The 25,915-nt window shown below is 74.2% G+C and carries 2 protein-coding genes (1 of these 2 cut by a window edge); both read right to left on the minus strand.

The annotated features are described in order from the left end of the window. Nucleotides 1-9,094 carry the 5' portion of a non-ribosomal peptide synthetase gene (locus CFN78_RS18485; protein WP_094864095.1) on the minus strand. It extends 4,817 nt beyond the left edge of the window, so the window shows 9,094 of its 13,911 coding nt (coding positions 1-9,094); it begins with the start codon at nt 9,092-9,094; the stop codon falls past the left edge of the window. Then, entirely contained in the window at nt 9,091-25,839 is a 16,749-nt protein-coding gene (locus CFN78_RS18490; RefSeq protein WP_110495011.1) for a non-ribosomal peptide synthetase, read from the minus strand. The genes CFN78_RS18485 and CFN78_RS18490 overlap by 4 nt, the downstream gene beginning before the upstream one ends. Between the last annotated feature and the right edge of the window lie 76 nt (nt 25,840-25,915).

Raw genomic sequence — 25,915 nt, forward strand, 5'->3', positions numbered from 1 at the left:
GCTCCCGGCCCCCGGTCGCCGCGGCGAAGTCCGGCGCGGGCAGTGCCTTCCGGTCCAGTTTCCCGCTCGAGGTCAGCGGCAGCGAGTCCAGCACCAGCACGGCCGAGGGGACGAGGTGGGCGGGCAGCCGGGTGGCCAGCGCGTCACGCAGGCGGTCGCCGGTGACCTCCGCTCCGCCCGCCGTCACATAGCCGACGAGCCGGGTGCCGGCAGCGTCGCCGAGCGCGAGCACGGCGGCCTCGGCCACCCCGTCGAGCGCCCGCAGTGCGTGCTCGATCTCGCCGGGTTCGATCCGCTGGCCGCGCAGCTTCACCTGGTGGTCGGTGCGGCCGAGGTAGCGCAGCGTGCCGTCGGCGTTCCACGCGGCCAGGTCGCCGGTCCGGTACATCCGCTCTCCCGAGCCGCCGTGCGGGTCCGCGACGAAGGCCCGCGCACTCAGCGCCGCGCGCCCGAGATAGCCGCGGGCGAGCTGCGCCCCGGCCAGGTACAGCTCGCCGGGGGCCTCCGGGGCGACCGGACGCAGAGCCGGATCGAGCACGTAGACGCGGGTGTTCCACACCGGACGTCCGATCGGGACCGGGCGGGAGCCGTCGTCGCTTCCGGTGTCCCAGGCCGTGACGTCCACGGCCGCCTCGGTGGGGCCGTACAGGTTGTGCACGGCCACGCCCAGGGTTTCCCGGGCGCGCACGGTCAGGTCCGCGGGCAGTGCCTCCCCGCTGCACACCAGGCGGCGCAGGGTTCCCGCGCAGTCCGCGGCGGCCGGTTCGGCGAGGAACGCCGTCAGCATCGACGGTACGAAGTGGACGGTGTCCACCGACTCGGTGCGGATCAGCTCGGCCAGGTACGCCGGGTCCCGATGCCCGTCCGGCCGAGCCAGCACGAGGGTGCCGCCGGTCAGCAGCGGCAGGAAGAACTCCCACACCGAGACGTCGAAGGTCGCCGGGGTCTTCTGCAGCGTCCGCTCGCCCGGGCCGAATCCGTAGTGCTCGGCCATCCACAGCAGGCGGTTCGCGATGGCGCCGTGCTCGACGACCACGCCCTTGGGGACGCCGGTCGAGCCCGAGGTGTAGATGACGTACGCGGCGTCGGCCCCGCTCACGGCCACCGTCCCGGCGGGCAGCACCGGACCCTCCGCGAGCCGGCCGAGCAGGTCCGGGGTGACGGTGACGACGGGACGCGCGTCCTCGGTCAGCAATCGGATCCGGTGCTCGGGATGGTCCGGGTCGACGGGCAGGTAGGCGGCGCCGCACCGGTGCACGGCGTGCAGTGTCGCGACGAGGTCGATCGAGCGCGGCAGCCGCACCGCCACGACCGTGCCCGGCCCGGCACCGTGTTCCCGCAACCCGCCCGCGAGCGCGGCCACCCGCGCCTCGAACTCGGCGTAGGTGTGGTGCTCGCCGTCCGCGACGAGCGCGGTCGCCCGCGGGGTGCGGGCCACCTGCTCGGCGAACAGCGCGGGCAGGGTGGTGTCCGGAACGGGGTGGGCGGTGGCGTTCCACGTCCGCAGCACGGTGTCGTGATCCCGCTCGGCCACCAGCCGCGCCGTTCCGACGGCGGCGTCGGGATCGTGCCACAGCCAGGCCGCCGCGCGCTCCAGCGTCCCGGTCAGCCGGCGGGCGGTGTTCTCGTCGATCGCGTCCGGACGGTGGCGCACCGACAGCCGCAGCCGCTCGCCGGGGGCGATCAGCAGCGTCAGCGGGTAGTGCGTGGCATCGACCTCGGTCAGCCCGGCGACCCGCAGTCCTGCCTGTTCCTCGGCCTCGGCCAGCGCAGCGTCGTCGATCGGGTAGCTCTCGAACACCACGAGGGTGTCGAAGAGTTGCCCGGTGCCCGCGGCGCGCTGGATCTCGGCCAGGCCCAGGTACTGTGCGTCGACCAGCCGGGACTGCTCCGCCCGTACCCGGGTCAGCAGCGTGGCTGCCGTCTCCGCGGGGTGTAGCCGGACCCGGACCGGGACGGTGTTGATGAACAGTCCGATCATCTGCTCGGAACCGGCGAGGTCCGCGGGCCTGCCGTGGACGGTGGTGCCGAAGACGACGTCCTGGCTTCCGGTGTGCCCGGCGAGCACCAGCGACCAGAGAACCTGGACGACGGTGTTCAGGGTCAGGCCCCGATCCCTGGCCAGCGCCGCGAGTCCGGCGGTGACCTCCTCCGGAAGTTCCACCGAGACCTCGGCGGGCAGCGCGGCCGGGGTCAGCCCGGGCGCCACCAGGGTCGGCTCGTCCACATCGGACAGTGCCTCCCGCCAGGCGGCGGTCGCCGACTCCCGGTCCTGCCCGGCCAGCCAGCCCAGGTAGTCCCGGTACGCGGCGGGCTCGGGCAGCGTCTCGCTCCGGTTCCCGTTGCCGTACAAAACGAACAGCTCACGACCGTAGAGCGGCCCGGACCAGCCGTCCATCAGGATGTGGTGGTGGCTCAGCAGGAACCGGTGGCCGCCGCCCGGTACGCGCACCAGGGTGGCCCGGATCAGCGGTGGTGCCGCGAGGTCGAATCCCGCGGCACGGTCCCGCTCGGCGATCGCGTCGAACCGCGACCGCGCCTCCACATCGTCCACATCGGACAGATCAATCTCCCGCCACGGCAGCGTCACCCGGTCCAGGACGAATTGGGCGGGCCGGGGAGACTCGCCCTGCACGAAACCGGCGCGCAGATTCGGATACCGGTCGAGCAGGGTCTCGGCACAGCGGCGCAGCAACGCCGGGTCGAGGTCACCGTCGAGATCGAACACCTGCTGCACGGTGTAGACATCGGCCCCGTCCGACTCCAGCGAGTCCAGGAAGAGCAGACCTTCTTGCAGGGGCGACAGAGGCCACAGTTCGGCGATCTCGGCCCCGGCCGGCACCACGCCTGTCAGCGCGACCGGATCGACCGCGAGGTCACCGGGCACCGGCCGCTCCGCGCGCTCGGCCGGATCGACGGGCTCGGCGACCGCCGCCAGCTCCGCCACCGTCTGCTGTTCGAACACCTGCCGGGCGGTGATCCGCCATCCGGCGGCACGCATCCGGGAGACGACCTGGATGGAGGAGATGCTGTCCCCGCCGAGGGCGAAGAAGCCCGCGTCGGCATCGACCTCCGGCACGCCGAGGATGCTCGCGTACGCGGTGGCCAGTGCCAGCTCGGCGGCGGTGCCGGGTGCCCTGCCGGCCCCGGTCGCCGTGCCGGGCGCAAATCGGTCCGATGTGGACAATGCCCGGCGGTCCACCTTCCCGCTGGCGTTCAGTGGCAGCTCGGCCACCTCCACCACGGCCGCCGGGACGAGGTACCCGGGCAGCAGCGCGGCGAGCCTGCCGCGCAGCCCCTCCGGGTCGACCCTGTCGACCCGGCCGAGGGGGACGACGTAGGCGACGAGCCTGGACGCGGACCCGTCGGCGCGGGTGACCACGGCGCAGGCACCGATCTCGGGCTCGGCGAGCAGCGCCGCCTCCACCTCACCCGGTTCGATCCGGAACCCGCGCACCTTGAGCTGCTCGTCGGAACGGCCGAGGAACTCCAGCTCCCCGTCCGCGGTCCACCGCGCCAGGTCGCCGGTGCGGTACATCCTGGCCCCGGTCCCGCCGAGCGGATCCGCCACGAAACGCGCGGAGGTCTCCGCCGGCGCGTTCCGGTAGCCGCGCGCCAGCGCGTCGCCACAGACGTACAGCTCCCCCGGCACCCCGGAGGGCACCGGGCGCAGCGCCTCGTCGAGTACGTACACCCGCCTGCCGGTGTCCGGCCCGCCGATGAGCACCCGCCCACCACCGTCGAAGTCCCGCGGGCACTCCCACACCGTCGCGTTGACGGTGGTCTCGGTCGGGCCGTAGGCGTTGAACACCCGGTGCCCGGACGCCCAGCGGCCGAGCAGTCCGGCCGGTACCCGGTCCGAGCCGACGACCACGGTGGTGCCCTCCGGCAGTCCGCCTGCCGGCAGCGTCTCCAGGGCGGCGGGCGGCAGATCGACGTGGGTGATCCCGGTACGCGCGAGGTAACGAGCGAGCCCCTCACCGAGCCGTTCACTCTCATCCGGGACGCACAGCGTCCCGCCGGAGAGCACCGACATCGCCAGCTCCTCGACGAACACGTCGAACGCGGGCGAGGTGAACTGCAACACCCGCGCGCCGGTGCCCGCGCCGTAGGTACGGACCGCGGTGGCCACCAGCGCCTCGATCGCCGAATCGGCGACGAGCACGCCCTTCGGCCTCCCCGTCGAGCCGGAGGTGTGGATCAGGTACGCCGCGGCACCGGGCAGTGGTTCCGGCAGGGGGGCGCCCGGATCGTCGGCGGGCAGCGGCGCGTCGAGCAGCACCGCCGGCAGGCCCGGCGGCAGCGACCCGGCGGTAGCACCCGTGGTGAGGGCCAGTACCGGGGCCGAGCCCGCCACGATCTCGGCGATCCTGGCGGCCGGAGTGTCCGGGGTGACCGGCAGATAGACGGCGCCCGCCCTCGCGACGGCCAGGAACGCGGTCACCGCGTCGAGCCCGCGTCCGAGCGCGACGAGCACCGGGGTCTCCGCACCGGCCCCCCGGGCGCGGAGCACCCTGGCCAGCCGCGCGGTGTCGGCGTCCAGCTCGGCGTAGCTGCGGGTCCCGGCCCCGGTCAGCACGGCGGGTGCCTGCGGGGTACGGGCGACGGCGGCGGCGAACAGGGCTGCGATGCCGCGTCTGCCCGGCTGCCGCACTCCCCGGCCACGGTCGAGCAGCCGGTCCCGTTCCCGTGCCGTCATCAACTCGATCGAGGAGACCGGACGGTCGGGATCGGCGAGCGCTTCGCCGAGGAAGCGCAACAGCCGGTCGGTCAGCAGTTCCGCGCTCCGCCGCTCGAACAGATCCGTGCGGTGGATCAGCGCGCCGTGGACCTCCCCGGTGCTGGTGGCGACGAACTCGAAGTCCAGGTCGAACTTCGCCACCGGAACCTGGATCCGGTGCGGGGCGACGGTCAGCCCGCCGAACCGGCGGGCCTCGATGTCGGCGTGCTGGTACGCGATGCCGACGGTGAACAAAGGGTGATGCGCCAGGGACCGGCGCGGGCGCACCAGGTCCACCACCCGGTCGAAGGGCAGGTCCTGGTTGCCGAACGCGCTCAGGTCGGCTTCCCGGACACGGCCGAGCAGTTCCCGGAAGGTGGGCCGCCCGCCGAGATCGGTGCGCAGTACGACGGTGTCGGTGAAGAAGCCCACCACCTCGTCGAGAACGCTGTCCGCGCGCCCGGCGACCTGGGTGCCCAGCGGGATGTCCTCGCCCGCGCCGAGCCGGTGCAGCAGGCCGGCGACGGCCGCCTGCATGAGCATGAACTGGGTGACCCCGCAGTCCGCGGCGAGTGCCCGCGCCGCCTCGCGCACCGACGGCGGCAGGGTGAACTCCACGGCGTCGCCGTGCTGCCCGGCGACCGCGGGACGCGGATGGTCGGTGGGCAGCTCGATCAGCTCGGGCAGACCGTCCAGGGTGGCCTGCCAGAACCGCCCCTGCCGGTCCGCGAGTTCGGTCCCGTCGAGCAGCTTCCCCTGCCACAGCGCGAAATCGGCGTACTGGACGGGCAGGGGTTCCTGCTGTGGCGCGGCCCCCAGGGTGCGCGCCCGGTAGGCGCCGAACAGGTCGCGGCGCAACGGCCCCGCCGACCACTCGTCCCCGGCGATGTGGTGCAGCAGGAACAGCAGCACGTGGTCGTCCTCGGCCAGCCGGAACAGCACCGGCCGCAGTGGCGGTTCCCGGTCGAGCCGGAACTCGTGGGCGGCGGCCGCTCCGATCCCCGGTACCAGTTCCGCTTCGGTGACCTCCACGAGCGGCAGCTCCGGCCGTACCTGGTCGAGCACCTGCTGGTACGGCGTTCCGTCGTGGTCGGGAAAGACCGTGCGCAGCACCTCGTGACGGTCGCAGAGGTCGGCGGCCGCCGCTCGCAGCGCGGCCACGTCGAGGTGGCCGCCGATCCGCCACACCAGCGGCAGGTTGTACGTCGCGGACGGGCCGTCCATCCGGTACAGGAACCACAGGCTGCGCTGGGTGGCCGACAGGGGAACACACTCCGGCCGGGGCCCGGCGGTGATGGCGGGCGCACCGTCCGAGGCGGCGGTGAGCGCCCTGGCCAGACCCGCGGCCGTCGGGTTCTCGAACACGGTGCGCACGGAGAGCTGGGAGCCCAGAACCGAGCGCAGGGCGCTGACGAGCTTCACCACCAGCAGCGAATGCCCGCCCAGTGCGAAAAAGTTGTCGTCCACCCCGGCGTGCGGGACACCGAGGACCGCGGCGAACTGCTCGCTGATCAGGGTCTCGGTGTGGTCGCGTGCCTCCCGGTGCGCGGTCACCGACTCGCGCACCGGCTCCGGCAGCGCCGCCCGGTCGAGCTTTCCGTTGGCGGTCAACGGGAACTCGGGCACGACCAGCAGCACGGCCGGGATCATGTACTCCGGCAGCGTGGCCGCCAGCGCGGTCCGGAGCGCCTCCGCCGTGGTGCTCTCTGTCGCGCTCTCCGCGTAGCCGATCAGCTCCTGTGCTCCCCCGGCACCGGGCCGGGCGAGGACGACGGCGCCCACGACTCCGGGCACCGCGATCATCGCCTGCTCGATCTCGCCCGGTTCGATACGGAAGCCGCGCACCTTCACCTGGTCATCGGTGCGGCCGAGGTAGCGCAACGTGCCGTCGGCGTTCCACGCGGCCAGGTCACCGGTCCGATACATCCGCTCACCCGCCGGGCCGTGCGGATCGGCGACGAACCGGGTCGCACTGAGGCCGGCGCGCCGCACGTACCCGTCGGCGAGCTGGGCCCCGGCGAGGTAGAGCTCCCCGGGACTGCCGGCTGCCACCGGCCGCAGCGCCGCGTCCAGCACGTAGCAGCGGGTGTTCCACAGTGGACGGCCGATCGGGACCGGACGGGTGCTGTCCTCCGCCCCGGCGTCGGCCATCGTCACCTCGACGGCCGCCTCGGTGGGGCCGTACAGGTTCAGCAGTTCGATCTCGCCCAGCACCTGCCGGGCCCGCACCGCGAGCTCACCGGGCAGCGCCTCCCCGCTACACAGCACCCGGCGCGGCGGCACCGCCGAGGCCGCCGCCGGGTCGGCGAGGTATGCGTTCAGCATCGACGGCACGAAGTGCACCGTCGTCACCTGTTCGTCCTCGATCAGCCGCGCCAGGTACGCCGGATCGCGGTGACCGTCCGGGCGGGCGACGACCAGCGCGCACCCGGTCGCGGCGGGCCAGAACAGTTCCGGCACCGAGACGTCGAAGGACACCGGCGTCTTGAGCATCATCCGGTCCGTCGTGGACGGACGGTAGGTCTCCCGCATCCACCGCAATCGGTTGGCGATGGCCGCGTGCGATACCACCACCCCCTTCGGCCTGCCGGTGGAACCCGAGGTGTAGATGACGTAGGCGGCGTGCCGGGGTCCGGCGGCGGAGTCGGTCACCGGCGGCAGGCCCCGGGCGGGCAGACCGGCTCCGGTGACGACGGCCGCAGGCTCCGCGTCGGAGATCATGAACTCGGCGCGATCGGCCGGGTGGGCGGGATCGATCGGCAGGTACGCCGCGCCGAGGCGGTGCACGGCGTAGAGCGTGGCCACCAGCTCGGCCGACCGGGGCAGCGCCACGGCGACGACGTCGCCGGCCCGGACCCCGTCCGCCCGCAGGGCCGCGGCGATGGCGCCGATCCTGGCGTCGAGTTCGGCGAAGGTCCACCGCGCGTCCCCTGCCAGTACCGCGGGAGCGTCCGGCGTGGCCGTGACCCACTCGGCGAACAGCGCGGGCAGCGTCGTCGCGGGCAGCGGCCGTGCCGTGTCGTTCCAGGCGCGCAGGACCGTGTCGCGCTCGGCCGCGCCGAGCAGGGGCAGCCTGCCCACCGGGAGCGCGGCGTCCTCGGCGAGGGCGGTGAGCACCCGGACCAGAGTGTCGAGCAGCAGGCGGGCGTCACCGGCGTCGAGCACGTCGGCACGGAAGGTGCACCGCACCTCCAGTTCGCGGCCCGGGATCAGGATCATGCTCACCGGGTAGTGCACGGCGTCGCGGGTCTGCACGGCACGCACGTCCAGTCCCCCGGCGCGCTGCTGCTCGACCAGGGCCTGCTCGTCGACCGGGTAGCTCTCGAAGACGACGAGGCTGTCGAACAGCTCGCCGCCGCCCGCGAGCTGCTGGATCTCGGTCAGCCCGAGGTGCTGGTAATCCAGCAGCGCGGCCTGTTCGGCCTGAACCCGGTCGAGCAGCCCGCCGACCGACTCGGCCGGATCGAGCCGAACGCGCACCGGCACGGTGTTGATGAACAACCCCACCATGTCGTGCGCGCCGGGCAGGTCCGCGGGCCTGCCGTGCACGGTGGTCCCGAACACGACGTCCTGCCTGCCGGTACGGGCACCGAGGACGATCGCCCAGGCCGCCTGCACCACCGTGTTGAGCGTGACGCCACGGGCGCGGGCGAACGCGGTCAGCCGCGCTGCGGCCTCCTCCGGAAGGTGGTCGGCCAGCCGCTCCGGGAAGGCGGGGCTCCGGCCGGGGTCGGTGCCCGCCACCAGAGTCGCACCGTCCACATCGGACAGCGTCGCGCGCCAGGCCGCCCGCGCGGCGTCCCGGTCGCGACCGGCGAGCCAGGCGAGGTAGTTGCGGTACGGCCGCACCCGCGGCAGCCGGGAGGCGTCGCCCCTGGCCGCGTAGAGGGCGAACAGGTCGCGGCCGAGCAGCGGACCCGACCAGCCGTCCATCAGCAGGTGGTGATGGGTCAGCAGGAGCCGGTGCTCGTCCTCGGCGAGGTGGAGCAGGGTGAACCGGACCAGCGGGGGCGCCTCCACGTCGAAGCGGGTGCGCTGGTCCTCCTCGGCGATCATGTCGGCGGCGTGCCTGCGTTCCCCGGCGGTCGCGCCGGGAACGTCGGTCTCGGTGAAGGGGACCTCGACGTGCCGCATGACCAGTTGCACCGGACGTTCGACGCCGGTCGCGGTGATGGCGACCCGCAGGTTCGCGTGCCGGTCGAGCAATGCTCTCGCGGCGGCCCGCAGTGCGTCCGCGTCCACCTCGCCCGCCAGCTCGAACTGCAACTGCACCGTGTAGACGTCACGCGCGTTCTCGTCGAAGGAGGAGAGGAAGAACATCCCTTCCTGCAACGGGGACAGCGGGAGAACGTCCTCCAGGCCGGTACGGGTCATGCCTTGCCCCACTTCGCTTCCAAGGTGTCGATCTGGTGCTGGCTCAGGGAGACCAGTGCGAGATCCGACGGGGTGTGCCCGCCGGCCGCCGGCCCGGCCGCGTGGTCCGCGAGCGCGTCCAGCGTGTCCAGCCAGGTCTCGGCGAGGTCGTGTGCCCCGGTGTCGTCGATGACCCCGGGTGCGTACAGCCAGTCCACGTGCAACTCGGTCTCCCCGTCGATCTCCACGGCCACCGCGTTGATCTCCAGCGCGTGCGCCATCGGCTGGCCCGGTTCGGCGGCACCGTCCACACCGGACGCTCCGGCGACCGGCTGCCAGTCGGTGTCCCCGGCGGGCTCGGTGAACCGGCCGAGGTAGTTGAAGGAGACCTCGGGCTCGGCGTACGCGGCGAGTTCGGGGGCCGCCGCCGGATCGAGGTGGCGCAGCACGCCGTAACCGAGCCCCTGCTCCCCCGGAACGCCGACGAGCTGTTCCTTCACCGCCTTCAGTACTCGGCCGGCGGACTCGCCACCGGCGAGCGCGTCTCCGAGGTCGGCGCCCGCGATTCCCAGCCGCACCGGGTACCCGGTGGTGAACCAGCCGACCGTGCCGGACAGGTCCGCACCGGCGAGAAGTTCGGTGCGGCCGTGGCCCTCCAGCCGGACCAGCAGTTCCCGGGTCGGTGTCCCGGCTCTGGCGTGCCCACGCGCCACCGCGAGGGTCAACGCGGTCAGCAGGACCTCCTGCACCCCCGTCCCGTACGCCTCCGGCAGCGCGGTCAGCAGCGGCGCACAGCGGTGGGCCGGGACGACCTGGTGGATCAGCCGCGCCACGCCGACGAGGTCCCGCCGCGGGTCGGTCGGGCCGCCCGCGGGGCCCTCCGGTGCGGCGGTGAGCGTCGCCCGCCAGTGCGGCAGTTCGCCCGCGAACTCGCCCTCGGTACCCGCCTCGGCCAGACGCCGCGCCCAGGCCCGGAACGAGGTCCCGCTCGCCGGGTCCGGCGGGTCCGTCCCGGCCGCCACGGCGGCCCACGCCGCCGCGAAGTCGCCGGGCAGGATCCGCCACGACACCCCGTCCACGGCGAGATGGTGGATCAGCACGATCAGCCTGCCGGGCAGGCCCTCGCCGGACCGCAGCCAGACGAACCGCGCCAGCACGCCGTTCTCCGGCGCCAGCAGATCCGCGGCCCGGTCGAGATGTTCCGCCACCACGTCCGGCAACCGGTACTCGTCCACCGCCGAAACGTCCACAGTAGACACGAGGTCGGCGGGCTGGACGGCGTCGCCGGGCGGCACCTCCAGCGTCCATCCGCCGTCCTCGGTCCGGTCGAGGCGGGCGCGGAGCATGTCGTGCCTGCCGAGCACTGCCCGCACCACCGACAGCAGCCCGGATTCGGTCAGTCCGGCCGGCGTGCGCAGCACCTGCGACTGGCTGAACCGGCCGATCGGCCCGCCCAGGTCGCGCAGCCACAACATGACGGGTGTCGCGGGCATGGTGCCCACCGGGTCCGCGGTGACCGGGGCGGCCCGCGGCCCGGAGGTCTCGCGGCTCGCGGCCAGGTCGGCCAGTGCGGCGACCGTCCTGCACTCGAAGACGTCCCGCGCCCGCAGGTCCAGGCCCGCGGCGTGGGCCCTGCTGACCACCTGGATGGAGGAGATGCTGTCCCCGCCGAGTGCGAAGAAGTCGTCCGCCGAACCGATCGCGGGCAGGCCCAGCACCTCGCCGACGATCCCGGCCAGCGTCCGCGCGACGCGACCCCCGGCATCCGGGCCCTGGCCGGCCGGGGTCGCCACCGGGGGCTCGGGCAGCGCCCTGCGGTCGAGCTTTCCGTTGGGTGTCAACGGGAATTCGTCCAGCTCGACGAACACGGCGGGGACCATGTGATCGGGCAGCGTGCGCAGTGCCGCTGCCCGGACGTCGGTCACGTCCAGTTCCCCGTCGGCGACCAGGTAGCCGATCAGCCGGTTCCCGCCGCGCGTGTCGGGCACGGCCACCACGGCCGCCCCGCCGACCACCGGGTGGGCGGTGAGCACCGCCTCGACCTCACCGGGTTCGATCCGGAACCCGCGCACCTTCACCTGGTGGTCCGCACGGCCCGCGTAGACGAGCGTGCCGTCCGGGCGGCGGCGGGCAAGGTCGCCGGTGCGGTACAGCCGGGATCCCGCGGCACCGAAGGGATCGGCCACGAACCTGGCCGCGGTGAGCCCGGCGCGTCCGAGGTACCCCCTGGCCAGTCCCGTCCCGGCCGCGTACAGCTCACCGGTGACGCCCTCGGGCACCGGCCGCAGGCGGTGGTCGAGCAGATAGACGGCGGTGTTGTGCACCGGGTCGCCGATCGGCACCGCGGTCATGCCGGGCTCGTCCCGGCACTCCCAGAGGGTGATGTCGACGGTGGTCTCGGTCGGCCCGTAGGAGTTGAACATCGGCCGGTCCGCCGACCAGGCCCGGACGAGCGCCGGGGTGCACGCCTCGCCCGCGGTGATCACCGTCATCCCGGCCGGAACCCGCTCCGGGGCCAGCGAGGACAGGGCGGCCGGCGGCAGGGTCGCGTGCGTGATCTCGTGGTACCGCAGGAAATGCGCCAGCGGCTCACCCGCCCGCGCCTCGTCCGGCACGATCACCAGTGTGGCGCCGGTGAGCACGCCCATGCACAGTTCCCACACCGAGGTGTCGAAGCTGACCGAGGCGAACTGCAGCACCCGGCTGCCGGGACCGACGTCGAAGGCCTCGGTCATGGTGCCGACGAGATCGGCGACTCCGGTATGGGTGACCGTGGTCCCCTTGGGCACACCGGTGGAGCCGGAGGTGTAGATGACGTACGCGGCGGCAGCCGGGGACGGCCGGACGGCGGGCACGGCGCGGCCGGTCAAGGAGGCGCCGGTGCCGAGCAGCAACCGGGGCACCCCGGCGGGCGCGCGCACATCCGCCTCGGCGTCGGTCACCAGCAGGGACGGGGCCGCGTCGGCGAGCATGTGCGCGATCCGTCCCTCCGGGTACCCGGGGTCGACCGGCAGGTACACCGCACCGGCCTTCTGCACGGCCAGCATCGCCACGATCAGGTTCGCGCACCGGGGCAGCGCGACCGCGACGATCCGTTCCGGGCCCGCGCCCAGTCCGGCCAGCTCGCCCGCCAGTTCGTCCGAACGGGCGTCCAGCTCGGCGTAGCTCAGTGAGTGGCCCGCGTCGGTCACCGCGGTCCGCTCCGGGTGAGCCGCGGCCGCGGCGGCGAACAGTTCCGCGAGCCCGAGGGGCCTGCGATCCCGCGCGGTCCGGTTGTGCTCGAGCAGCAGCCGGTCCCGCTCGCCGGGGAGCAGCACGTCGACCGTCTCGGACCGGGTGCCGGGCCGCTCCACCACGGCGCGGCAGAGCAGCTCGAACCGCCTGCCCAGCCGGCGGATCTCGTCCTCGCCGAACGCCGCCGCGGAGTACTTCCACACCAGCCGCAGCTCGGTACCGGGCTCGACGACCAGCGCCACCGGATAGTGGGTGTCGTCGTACGCCCGCACCTCGCGCAGGCCCAGTTCGCCCGCGGCGTCCCGTACGGCGGCGCCGTCGAGCGGGTAGTTCTGCACCACCAGAACGGTGTCGAACAGTTCCCCGGGCGCCGCTTCGCGCTGGATGTCCGCGAGGCCAAGATACTGGTGCTCGAGAAGTGCGGCCTGTTCCAGCCGGACCCGTTCGAGCAGGTCGCCCAGTGATTCGCCGGAGTCGGCCCGTACCCGCACCGGCACAGTGTTGGCACACAGCCCGATCAGCGACGCCGAGCCGGCGAGCTCGGGTGGCCTGCCGGAGACGACGGCACCGAACACCACGTCCTCGCGTCCGGTCAGCCTGCCCAGCAGCAGTCCCCAGATCACCTGGACCAGCGTCGCCACCGTCAGGCCGTGGGAGCGCAGGAACGCGGTCAGCTCAGCGGTGAGACCCGCGGGCAGCACCGTCTCCTGCCTGCGAGCCCGCCGCTCCGCGTCGCCCGCGCCCGCCGGGGCCAGCAGGGTCGGCTCCTCCAGTCCGTCCAGGGCGTGCCGCCACGCCGCCCGGTCGGCCGCGATGTCCCGCCGGCCGAGCCAGGCCAGGTAGTCGCGGTAGGGCCTGCCGGGCGCGGTGGTGCCACCGCCGCCGTACGCCCGGAGCAGTTCCGCCACCAGGAGCGGGCCGGACCAGCCGTCGAACAGCAGGTGGTGCGCGGTGACCAGGAGCGCGCTGTGACCGCCGGGCAGGATCGCCGCGGTCAGGCGCAGCAGCGGGGGCGAGGCCGGGTCGAAACGTTCGCGCTCCTCCTCGGCCTCCGCCGTCGCGAGCGCGGCGGCCGGGTCGGCTTCCGCCCGCAGGTCGAGTACCCGGCATCGCGCGGTGCCGGTGACCGGGACGAACTGCACCGGGGTCCCGGCCGCGGTGTAGGTGAAGCCGGCCCGCAGATTGGGGTGGTCGGCCAGAAGCGCACCGGCCGCGGCCCGGAGCCGTCCCCCGTCGACCGTGCCGTTCAGGTCGATCCGGAACCGCATCAGGTACGGATCCGGTCCGTCGTCGGCGAAACCGGTCAGGAAGAACAGTCCGGTCTGCAGCGGCGTCAACGGCAGCAGGTCGGTGACGGGGCCGCGTCCCGGTGCGGTCTCGATCGCCCGGACGTCCTGCGGGGTGAGCGGGATGAGCGGGAAGTCCGAGGGCGTGTGCCGCGGTGTGGCCGAGCGCGACCAGGCCGCCAGTTCCTCCAGCGCCGACTGCCAGTGCTCGGCGAGCGCCGCGACCTCGGCGGGTTCCAGGACCCCGGTGGCCACGGCCCAGCGGGCCCGCAGCCGCGGCTCGCCCGCGCTCTCCTCGGTCACCACCGTCAGGTCCACGGCCGCCGCGACACCGGTCGCCGGGTCCGCGCCCCCGCCCATCGGCCCGGCCGGTGACCACGCTCGGGCATCGTCCTCGCCGAACCGGCCGAGGTAGTTGAAGCCGATCTCCGGCACGGCGGGCAGTTCCGCGGCCGCGGCCGGGTCGAGATGGCGCAGCCTGCCGTAGCCGTGCCCGGCGAGCGGGCCGCCCGGCAGCGTCCGCAGCGTCTCCTTGGTCAGGGCCAGCGTCTCGTCGGGGGTGCCCGCGTCGGCGATCCGGACGGGGTAGCGGGAGGTGAACCAGCCGACGGTGCGGGACAGGTCCACGCCCTCGCGCGGTTCCTCGCGGCCGTGCCCCTCGACGGCGACGAGCACCGGTGGCCCGTCACCACCGCGGCGGTGGACGGCAGTGGCGAGCCCGGCCAGCAGAACGTCCTGCACCGTCGCGTGGGCGGCGGCCGGGGTGACGCTCAGCAGCGTCGCGGTCAGCGCGGCCGGCAGTACCGTCTCGATGACGTGGGCCTCGCCGACGCGGTCGCGTTCCGGATCAACCGGCCTGCTGCCGATGCGCCGGAAGTCGCCGGCCAGCAGGGTCCGCCAGCCCGCCAGTTCCGCCTCGCGATCCGGCGGCGGCGTCGCGGCGTCCACCGCCCAGCGGGCGAACGACACGGGTTCCGGCGTCACCTCGGGCTTCTGCCCGGCCCGGTGCCGGGCCCAGGCGTCCGCGAGGTCGTCGCGGATGATGCGCCAGGAGACCCCGTCGACGGCCAGGTGCCCGGCGACCAGCAGCAGTCTGCCCGCCGCACCCGCTCCGGCGTCGAACCAGACGGCGCGCAGCAGTACTCCGGAGGTGGCGTCGAGTTCGTCCACGGCGCGCTGCCGTTCCCGCTCCTGGAGCGCGGCCACCCGCTCGGCGGGGAGATCCGCGACCTCCACCCTGCGTGCGGTCACCGGTGCTCCGGTTCCCGGTCGCAACGTCCCGTCCGCGGTCAGGGTGGCGGCCAGCATCGGGTGTGCCCGGAGCACGGCGGCCAGCAGGTCGTCGAGCATGGCGGAGTCGAGTCCGGCCGGGGTGTGCAGCACGCTCCACTGCACGAACCGGTCCGATGGTCCGCCCCGCTCGGCCAGCCAGCGCATGATCGCCGTCGGCGGGAACTCCGCCGGACCCGCCCCGTCGCCGGCTGGGTCCACTGTGGACACGTTCACACCGAGCGCCTCCGCGCGGGCGGCCAGCCCCTCCGGGGTACCGAGCTCCATCACGTCGCGGACGCCGAGGGCGACGCCGGCCGCCCGTGCCCTGCTGACGACCCGGAGCGAGGAGATGCTGTCGCCACCCGCCTCGAAGAAGTTCTGCCGTGGCCCGACCTCGGCCACCCCGAGCACCTCGGCGAACACCTCCGCGAGCAGCCGCGCCGTACCGGTGGCCGCCGGAGCCTCCGCCGCTCCGGACACAGCGGGCGTCCCACCCGGATCCGGGAGCGCCGCACGGTCCAGCTTTCCGCTGGCGGTCAACGGGAACTCGTCCAGGACGACGACCGCGGCGGGCACCATGTAGTCCGGCAGCGCGGTACCGCAGTGCTCCAGCACCGCCCGTTCCAGCATGGCCGGATCGCGCTCCGTGGCCCCGTCCTCGCTGTGCAGGTACGCGACCAGCCGGTCCCCTCCGCGCTCGTCCGCCCTGGCCACGACCACCGCCGCGCGGACCGCCTCGTGCCGGGTGAGGACGTGTTCGATCTCGCCCAGTTCGATCCGGAAACCCCGCACCTTCACCTGATGGTCGGCGCGGCCCAGGTAGTCGACGCGCCCGTCCGCGGTCCAGCGAGCCAGGTCGCCGGTGCGGTAGAGCCGTCCCCCCGGTTCGCCGAACGGGTCGGCGACGAACCGCTCGGCGGTGAGTCCTGGGCGGCCGAGGTAGCCGCGTGCCAGGCGCCCGGACAGGTACAGCTCCCCCGCTACGCCGGGCGGCAGGGGGTTGAGGTGGGAGTCGAGGACATAGGCACGGGAACCGCGGATCGGCGCGCCGATCAGGATGCGGCCCCCGTCGTGCTCGGCGTTGACGTCCCAGGCGGTGGCGTACACGGTCGCCTCGGTGGGCCCGTAGATGTTGTGCAGGCGGGCGGAGGGCAGCGCGGTGCGCACGGCGTCGGCGAACTCCGCAGACAGTGCCTCCCCCGCCAGCACGACGGTTCCGGCGTCGATCTCGGCCAGCCCGCCGTCGAGCACTCCCGCCATCGCCGAGGGCACCCCGGAGACCAGGCTGAACCGCTGCCCGCGGAAGCGGTCCTCGGCCAGTGCCAGGACGTCCTCCGCGATGTCGATCCGGCCACCGCAGAGCAGTGGGGCGAACATCTCGAACACCGAGACGTCGAAGCCGAGCGGGGTGGACGCGGGCACCCGCGCCAGGCCGTCCGTACCGAACTCGGACCGTGCCCAGTCGGCGAGCCCGGTGAGGGCCGCGCCGGGCACGACCACACCCTTCGGCCTGCCGGTGGAACCGGATGTGTAGATGACGTAGGCGGCGGCGGTTCCGGGGACCGGTGTCGGTGCCATTCCGGGGCCCTCGCGCAGTGCGAGGGCCGTGCCGGGGTCGTCCAGCGCCAGGCAGGGCAGGCCGTCGAGCGGACTCTGATAGCCGCCCTCGCCGAGGATCAGCACCGGCCCCGCCTCGGCGAGCACCTGCGCGGTCCGGGACCACGGGTGCGCCGGGTCGACCGGCAGGTACGCGGCGCCCGCGCGGTGCACTGCCAGTACTGCGACCACCATCCGCACCGACCGCGGCAGGGCCAGCGCCACCACGGTCTCCGGGCCGGCGCCCCGGTCCGCCAGCAGCGTGGCCAGCCGCGCCGCCGCCGCGTCGAGTTCGCGGTAGGTCAGTTCCGTCCGAGCGTCGGCGACGGCGATCGCGCCGGGTGTCCGGGCGGCCTGCTCCGCGAACGCCCGCGCGGGCGAGGGGGACGGCCGGACCTCGCCGGTGCGGTTGAACCGCCGCACGGCGCGCTCGGTCTCCTCGGCGTCGGCCACGCCCAGCCGCCCGACCGGCCGCCGCGGGCCCGCCACCACGGCGCGTAGCAGTGCGGTGAACCGGTTCAGCAGGTCCCGTGCCTGGGCGGCGGGAACCCCGGGCTGGTGGGAGATGCCGACGTAGCAGCGTTCCTCGGGCGCGACGATCAGGGTGACCGGGTAGTGCGTGGCGTCCACCGGGGTGCCGCCGGAGACCGTGATCCCGTCGCCATGCGCGGCGGAACCGGGCGGGACCGGATAGTTCTCGACGACCACGAGGGTGTCGAACAGCTCCCCGGTACCGGCGATCCGCTGCACCTGCGCGAGCCCGAGGTGATGGTGGTCCAGCAGTCGGGTCTGCTCGTCCAGGATCCGCGCCAGGTAGTCCTCGGCCGTCTCCTCCGGCCGCACTCGCACCCGGACCGGAATGGTGTTGATGAACAGGCCGACCATGCGGGTGACCCCGGTCAGCTCGGCGGAACGACCCGAGACGGTGGTGCCGAAGACGACGTCCTGGCGGCCGGTGAGCCGGGCGAGCAGCAGCGCCCACACGCCCTGTACGAGGGTGTTGACGGTGAGACCGCGTTCCCGGGTCCACCGGCGGAGTGTGCCGGACAGGTCCTCGTCGAGTTCCCACCCGGTGCGGGCGGGCCAGTCCGTGCCGGCGCCGGGATCGTGCGGGACGAGCATCGTCGGCTCGTCGAGGCCGTCCAGCGCCGCCGCCCAGGCTTCGCGCGATCGCGGATGATCCATTGTGGACAGTCGTCGCAGGTGGTCGGCGTAGGGACGTGGTGCCGGCCCCGCTTCCTCGCCGTTGTACGCGGCGAACAACTCGTGCGAGATCGACGTCGAGGACCAGCCGTCGAGCAGGATGTGGTGGTGGCACAGGACGAACCGGTGCTCGTCCTGACCCAGCCGGATGAGGGTGGCACGGATCAGTGGCGCCGAGGCGAGGTCGAACGGCGTGCGCCGCTCCCGCTCGATCAGCCGCTCCGCCTCCCCCACCGGGTCGTCCGAGCCGGTCAGGTCGACCTGCCGCCAGCCGGGCCTGGCCTCGGCCCGGACCACCTGCACGGGCGGGCCGTCCTCACGGGTGTGGAACTCGGTGCGCAGCACCGCGTGCCTGCGGGCCAGCGCGTCCACCTCGGCACGCAGCCGTTGCGCGTCGAGCGCACCGCGGAGGTCGAAGGGGAGCACGACGGTGTAGACGTCGGAGCCGCCCCGCCGGGCCTCGGCGTGGAAGAGCAGCCCTGCCTGCAGGGGCGCCACCGGCAGCACGTCCGCCAGTCCGCCGGGAGCGGCGGCGAACGCGTCGATCCGCCGCTGGTCGAGTGGCACCAGCGGGAAGTCGGACGGGCTGTGCCCACCGCTGCCGGGACGGCGGACGTGCTCGGCCAGCGCGCCCAGCGCCTCGATCCAGGCGCCGGCGAGCGCGTCCACCTCGGCGCCGCCGATCAGTTCGTCCACAGTGGACCAGTGGATGTCGAGGCGGGCTCCGGTGTCCCGCTCGTCGAGGACGACGTTGATCTCCACCGTGTGCCCCGCACCCAGGTCCGCGTCGGCGCCGCCGGGCAAGGGGCCGAGTTCGGCGGTGCCGGTCCAGTCCCCGGTGCCACCGGCGGCACGGCCGAGGTAGTTGAACACGAGGGCGCGGCGGGTCCCGGACAGCCGTTCCCGTCCCACCGGGTCGAGGTACCGCAACAGGCCGTAGCCGCGGCCCTCCCCCGGCACCGAACGCAGGGATTCCTTGACCCGCTTCAGTGCCGTGCCCGCGTGCTCCCCGCCGTCGAAGACGTCGCCGAGGTCCAGGTCCGCGAGATCGGTCCGCACCGGGTACAGACTGGTGAACCAGCCCGCGGTCGAGGCCGGCCCGTCGCCGGTGCGGCCGTGGCCCTCCACGTCCACGACGAGCGACCGGGACGTCCTGACCCGGGCGAAGGCGAGTGCGAGGCCGGCCAGGAGCACGTCCTGCACGCCGCAGTGGAAGGCCGCCGGCAGTGCCCCGGTCGCCGCGGCCGTGATCTCGGCGGGAACGACGGTGCTGCGCCGTACGACCCCGGCCATGGTGTGACCCGGCCCCGGGACGGGCAGCGCGTCGTCTCCGGCGCGGGTGGCGGCGAGGTCCTCCCAGTACGCGATCTCCGGGCGGCGTCCGGCCGCCTCCCCGGCGAGCCCGTCCGCCCACTCGCGGAACGAGGTCCCGGACGGCGGGGCCGGGTCTCCCGGTAGGGCGGCGTGGATCGCGGCCAGGTCCTCGGCGAGAACGTGCCAGGAGACCGCGTCGACGAGGAGGTGGTGCGCGACCAGGAGCAGGCGTCCCGGCTCGGCCGGACCGGCGTCGAACCACACGACCCGCAGCATCCGGCCCTCGGCCGGATCGAGCGCCGCGATCTCCTCGTCCAGTTCCGCGGCCGCGGCCGATGCGGGATCGGTGCCCGCGCGGACCACCCGCGCCGAGGGCACCTGCTCGCCCGGCGCGGCCACCACGAGGCGCGCGTCCGCACCGGTGTCCGTCAGCCGGGCACGCAGCAGGCCGTGCCGCCGGGCCAGTCCGGACAGCAGCGCCGGGAGCTCCGCGGCGGTCAGTTCCGCCGGGGTGCGCAGCAGCGCCGCCTGGCTGTACCGGGCGACGGGGCCGCCGCGTTCGAGCAGCCACCGCAGCATCGGTGTCGGCGCCACCGGTCCGTGGTCCTCGGCCGTGGGCCCGGCGGGTTCCTCCGCGAGTGTGGCCAGTTCGGCGAGCCGTTCCACCGTGCCTGCCTGGACGACCTCACGAGGCGTGACGCGCAGTCCCGCCCTGCTCAGCGCGGCGACCAGGTGGATCGCGAGGATGCTGTCGCCGCCGGACTCGAAGAACCCGGCCTCGACTCCGACCTGGTCCAGCCCGAGAACCTCGGCGAAGGCGGCGGCCACGGTGTGCTCGGCCGGTGTGCGGGCGGCCCGTCCTGCTGCCGTCCGGTCCGGATCGGGCAGCGCCGCGCGATGCAGTTTTCCGTTGGCGGTCAACGGGAGTTCCGCCAGCGGCACGAAGGCACCGGGCACCATGTGGGCGGGCAGCGTGCCGGCGAGGCCTGCGCGCAGGGCGTGGGCATCGATCGCCCTGCCGGACGCGGGGACGCAGTACGCGACCAGCGCACCGGAGCGCAGGAGCACCGCGGCCGCCGCGACGTCCGGTGATTCGAGCAGGCGCGCCTCGATCTCGCCGGGCTCCACCCGCTGCCCGCGGATCTTCACCTGCTCGTCCGCCCGGCCCAGGTAGACGATCGCGCCGTCGGCGCGCCTGCGCACCAGGTCCCCGGTCCGGTAGAGCCGCCCGCCGGGCGGGCCGAAGGGGTCGGCGACGAAGCGGGACGCGGTCATCCCCGGCCTGGCGTGGTAGCCGCGGGCGAGCTGCCTGCCCGCGAGGTACAGCTCACCGGTGACGCCGGGCGGCACCGGGCGCAGGGAGGTGTCGAGTACGTGCAGCGCGGTGTTCCACACCGGCAACCCGATCGGCACCGGCTCCCCCGCCACCGCGCCGGTGGTGTCCCAGTAGCTGACGTCGACCGCCGCCTCGGTCGGGCCGTACAGGTTGTGCAGGGCGGCACCGGTGCGCTCGGCGGTCCGCGTGACCAGGTCCGCGGGCAGGGCCTCGCCGCTGCAGACGATGCGGCGCAGTGTCCGCGGGAGCGGTCCCGCGGTTCCGGCGAGGAAGGCGCCGAGCATCGAGGGGACGAAGTGGACCGTGCTGATCCGTTCCTCCGCGATGAGCGTGGCGAGCCGTTCGGCGTCCCGGTGGTCGCCCGGTTCGGCGACCACCAGGGTTCCGCCGGTGACCAGGGGAAGGAAGAACTCCCAGACGGACACGTCGAACCCGGCGGGTGTCTTCTGCAGGAACCGGTCGGCGGGCCCGAAACCGTAGTGCTCGGCCATCCACAGCAGTCGGTTCACGATGGCGTCGTGGGAGACCAGCACGCCCTTGGGCCTGCCCGTCGAGCCGGAGGTGTAGAGCAGATAGGCGGCGTCGCCACCCGCCTGCGCTCCGTCCGATATGGACACTGTGGACGCCGCCGGAGTGGCGCGGAGTTCGGCGTAGGAGTCCGGGTCCACCACGAGACACGGCCGGGCGTCGTCGAGCAGGTAGCGGACGCGGCCGGCCGGATACTCCGGGTCGACCGGCAGGTAGGCGCCCCCGGCGCGCACGACGGCCAGCAGGGTGACGACCAGGTCCGCCGACCGCGGCAGCAGCACCGCGACCACCCGGTCCGGGCCCACGCCGCGATCGCGCAGTGCGGCGGCCAGGTGCGCGGTGCGGGCGTCCAGTTCGGCGTAGCTGAGCCGTTCCCCGCGGAACACCAGTGCCTCGGCGTCCGGGGTGGCGGCGAACCGCTCGCGCATCAGGTCCGCCAGGGTGTGCCCGGGAACGCGGTGGGCGGTGTCGTTCGCGGCCGCGATGAGCGAACGTTCGGACTCGTGCAGCACCGGCAGCGCGCCGATAGTGGTGTCCGCCGACCGCGTGGCCGCCGTCAGGAAGTCGGCGAACCTGCGGGTGAAGCTCTCCGCCACACCGTGGTCGAACAGGTCGAGGGAGAACTCCAGGAACCCGTGCAGTTCCTCGGCGGACTCGGTGACGTTGAGGGTCACGTCGACCTTCGCGGTGCCGGTGCCCACGAGTTCGGTGCGCGCGCCGAGCCCGGCGAAGGTCTCCGGTTCCTCGCCCACGTTGCGGTAGGCGAACATCACCTGGAACAGCGGTGGCCGTGAGGCCGAGCGCGGCGGGTCGATCCGGTCCAGCACCCGCTCGAACGGCACCTCGTCGTGGGCGAGCGCGGCCAGGTCGGCGGTTCGCACCCGGTCGAGGAGGTCGCGGACAGTCGGATCGCCCGAGGTGTCCACCCGCGCGACGACGGTGTTGACGAAGAACCCGACGAGGTCCTCGGCGGCCCGGTCGGACCGGCCGGCCACCGGGATCCCGATCGGGATGTCCGTCCCGGCACCGCATCGGGTGAGCAGCGCGGCCAGCGCGGCGTGCAGCACCATGAACACACTGGTGCCACTGGCCCTGCCCAGCGCACGGAGGTCGGCCAGCAGGCCGGGGTCGAGATCGAGGTCGACCGACACACCGCTGCCGCCGGGCCGGGGTGGCCGGGGCCGCCCGCTGGGCAGCGTGGCCTCCTCGGGCAGTCCGGCCAGCGCTCCGGCCCAGTGGTCGAGCTGCGTGCGGGCGAGCGCGGTGGGCTCGTCCGGGTCGCCGAGCAGCGCGCGTTGCCACAGCGTGTGGTCCGCGTACTGCACGGGCAGCGGAGCGCGGTCCGGCACCTCACCTGCCAGCCGGGCGGTGTACGCCGTCTCGAGGTCACGCAGCATGGGCCGCAGGGACCATTCGTCGGTCGCGATGTGGTGTGCGAGCAGCAGCAGCACGTGCTCCTCGGACCCCACCCGGAACAGGGTCGCCCGGATCGGCAGCTCGTCGGCCAGGTCGAAGGTCCCGCGCGACCGCGCTGCCATCGCCCCGGCCAGCTCGGGCCCGGTCGTGCCGGCGATCTCGAACGGCACCCGCACCTCGTCGGCCGCGCGCACGTACTGGTGCACGACTCCTTCGGTCTCGCCGAACACCGTGCGCAGGCTCTCGTGCCGGGCGACGAGGTCGTCGACGGCCGACCGCAGGGCCACCGGATCGAGCGGGCCGTGCAGGTGCAGTGCGAGCGGCAGGTTGTAGGCGGCGCCTCCGTCGAGCCGGTGCAGCAGCCACAGCCGGTGCTGTCCGGCCGAGACCGGCAGCGGTGTGGGACGTTCGGCGGGCCGCAGGGCGGGTCGCGCGGGATCGGCGGTGGCGAGGTGCGCGGCCAGGGCCGAGGGGGTGGGCGCGTCGAACACGCGGCCCACGGGCAGTTCCCGGCCGAGTTCGGTACGGATCCGGGTGACCAGCCGGACGGCGAGCAGTGAATGCCCGCCGAGCTCGAAGAAGTCGTCGTGCGCCCCGGTGTCGCCGATGCCGAGGACGGCCCCGAACAGTGCGCGCAGCACCGCCTCGTGCGGGTCGTCCGAGGGTACGTGGGCGGAACCGTCCGGCCGGAACGCCCCGGCCGTGCCAGATCCGTCGATGTCCGATGTGGACAGTGCGGCGCGGTCGATCTTCCCGTTGGGTGTCAGGGGAAGCCTGGACAGCTCGGTGAACGCCGAGGGCACCATGTACTCCGGCAGCGCCTCGGCGAGGTGCTCGCGTACGCGGTGCGTGACGGGCAGGGCCGACCCGGTCTCGGGCACCAGGAAGGCGAGCAGGCGGTTGTCCGCTCCCCCGGTGGCGACGACGGCGCACGCGCCCACACCGTCAAGCAGGCCCAGCCGGGCCTCGATCTCGCCGAGTTCGATCCGGAAGCCGCGCACCTTCACCTGATGATCGGTGCGGCCCAGGCAGTCCAGTTCCCCGTGACGGCGGCGGGCCAGGTCGCCGGTGCGGTACATCCGGGTGCCGGGCGGGCCGAACGGATCGGCGATGAACCGGCCCGCCGTCAGGCCCGCTCGCCCGAGGTAACCGGTGGCCACGCCGTCACCGGCGAGGTACAGCTCGCCCACCTCGCCGTCGGGGACCGGACGCAGCGCGCGGTCCAGTACGTAGGCGGCGGTGTTCGGGATCGGGTCTCCGATGGGCGGTGGCCCGCCGGTCCAGCCGGTGAGTTCCCGGGCGGTGGACCAGATCGTGGTCTCGGTCGGCCCGTAGAGATTGGTGACCCGCGCGGCGGAGGCCGCCAGTGTCCTCGCCAGACCGGCCGGCAGCGCCTCGCCGCCGACCAGCACCCGCAGCCCGCGGACCACTCGCGGCGCCAGTTCGACGATGGCCTGCCAGAGCGAGGGCGTGGCCTGCATGGCGGTGACCGCCTCGGCGGCGGCGAGTGCGGCGAGCCGGGCGGGATCGCGCACCTCCGCGCGGTCGGCGAGCACCACCGTCGCGCCGTCCAGTAGTGGTACGAACAGTTCGAGCGCGGCGATGTCGAAGCTGACGGTGGTGACGGCGAGGAACCGATCCGCGGCGGAGAGGGCGAACCGCTCCCGCATCGAGGCCAGGAAGTTGCCCAGGTTGCGGTGTGAGACCACGACACCCTTCGGCACCCCGGTCGAGCCGGAGGTGTGGATGACGTAGGCGGCCGAGGACGGCCGGTGCGCCCGGTGGGCCGGCGCCGGTCCTGGTGCGCCGAGCAGCGCGCCGGTCGCCGGGTCGTCGAGTTCCAGCCGGTGCGGGTGATCGAGCCCGGTGACCGTCGACGCCGTGGTGAGCAGCACCGCGGGCGTGGCGTCGTCGAGCATGTGCCGCAGCCGGGCGGGCGGGAAGTCGGGGTCCATCGGCAGGTAGGCGGCGCCGGACTTCAGCACGCCCAGCAGCGCCGTCACCAGGTCCGGTGTGCGCGGGACGGCGACGGCCACCACGGAGCCGGGCCCCGCGCCGCGCTCGGTCAGGGTGGCGGCGAGCCGGTCCGAGCGGCGGGCCAGCTCGGCGTAGGACAGTTCCAGTCCGGCACCGCGCACGGCGGGCAGCTCCGGGGTGCGCGCCGCCTGCCGGGCGAACTCGGCGAGCAGGTCGGTGTCGCGGTGGGCGGTCCGGGGCGCGCGGCCGTGGTCGAGCACGGCACGCAGTTCGCTCTCCGGGGCGAGGTCGGCGCGGCCGATCGGCTGGTCGGCTCCACCGCGGGCGAGCACCTCCAGCAGCGCGGTGAACCGGTCGGCGTGACGGCGCAGCGCCGGCCGGTCGTAGGCGTTCGGGTTGCCGTCGAACTCCAGCACCAGCCCCGATCCGTCCGGGGCACCCTGCACGGTGACCGACAGGTCGTCCACCGGGCCCGCGGCGAGGTAGTGCGTGGTGGCGCTCAGGTCCGCGAAGCGCGGCGTGGTGGCGAACGGCTTGATGTTGATCCACGGTCCGACCAGGCGACGGCCCGCGCCGAGCAGTCCCAGGTCGCGGCGGATGTCCTCGCCCCGGTACCGGTGGTGCGGGCGGATCGCGGCGAGTTCCGCGGCCACCGCCGCGGTCAGCTCGCCGAAGGTGGTCGCCGGGCCGGTGCCGACGCGCAGGGGAACGACGTTCACCGCGGTGGCCGGGATCCGGGCCCCGGCCGAACCCAGGCGGCCCATCAGCGGCAGGCCGAGCACCACGGGCCCGGCACCGGTGGCCCGGTGCAGGTACGCGGCGAGCGCGGCGCCGACCAGTTCGGCCCACCCGGCCCGTGCGCTCCCGGTGGCCGCGGACAACGCGGCCACCACCTCCGGCGGGACGGTGGCCCGCTCGCGGAGGAAGCCGTGGGCCGGGGCGGCGGGCCTCGCGGGCGACGCCGGATCCGGCCGGTCCGCCATCCGGTCCGCCCAGAACCGCCGGTCGGCGGCATACGCGGGCGATTCGCGATAGGCGGCGTCCTCGGTGACGAGGTCGGCGAGCGGCCGGAACGGGTTGGCCGGGGGCTCGGCACCCGCGTCCAGGGCCGTGTACCGCTCGGCGACTCTCCTGGCGACGATCGTGAAGCCGTAGCCGTCGAGCAGAATGTGGTGACAGCGCTGGTACCACAGGTATCGCCGCGCGCCGACGCGGAGCAGCGCCTCGGTCGCCAGCGTCCCGCCTTCCAGGTCGGCCGCCACCGCGAGGTCGGCGTCCATCCACTCGCGTGCGCGCCGGTCCGGGTCCACCGCCCCGGTCAAGTCCATAATGGATAGTCCTGGCGGGGCGGCGGCGCCGGTGTGCTGCCAGGGCACGTCGCCGTCCTCGCCGAACCGGACGGAGAAGATGTCCGCCTCGGCGAGGGTGGACCGCAGCGCCTCGGTGAACGCGCGCTCGTCCAGCTCGCCATGGATCTCCACGTACTCCGCGGTGTTGTACGCCGGGCTGGAGCGGTCGAGCCGCTGGCCGAACCACACACCGGCCTGCGCCGCCGTCAACGGCAACCGCTCGCCGGAACCGCCCGGTACCCGCACCACCGACACTGCCTGACTTCCTCTCTGTACGCGCGCCTGTTTCCGCGCGCCCGCTGCCCGCCGCGCCCGCGGCGTCCGGACTCGC

It is taken from the genome of Amycolatopsis antarctica, from assembly GCF_002262875.1.
GTDB classification, from domain to species: domain Bacteria; phylum Actinomycetota; class Actinomycetes; order Mycobacteriales; family Pseudonocardiaceae; genus Amycolatopsis; species Amycolatopsis antarctica.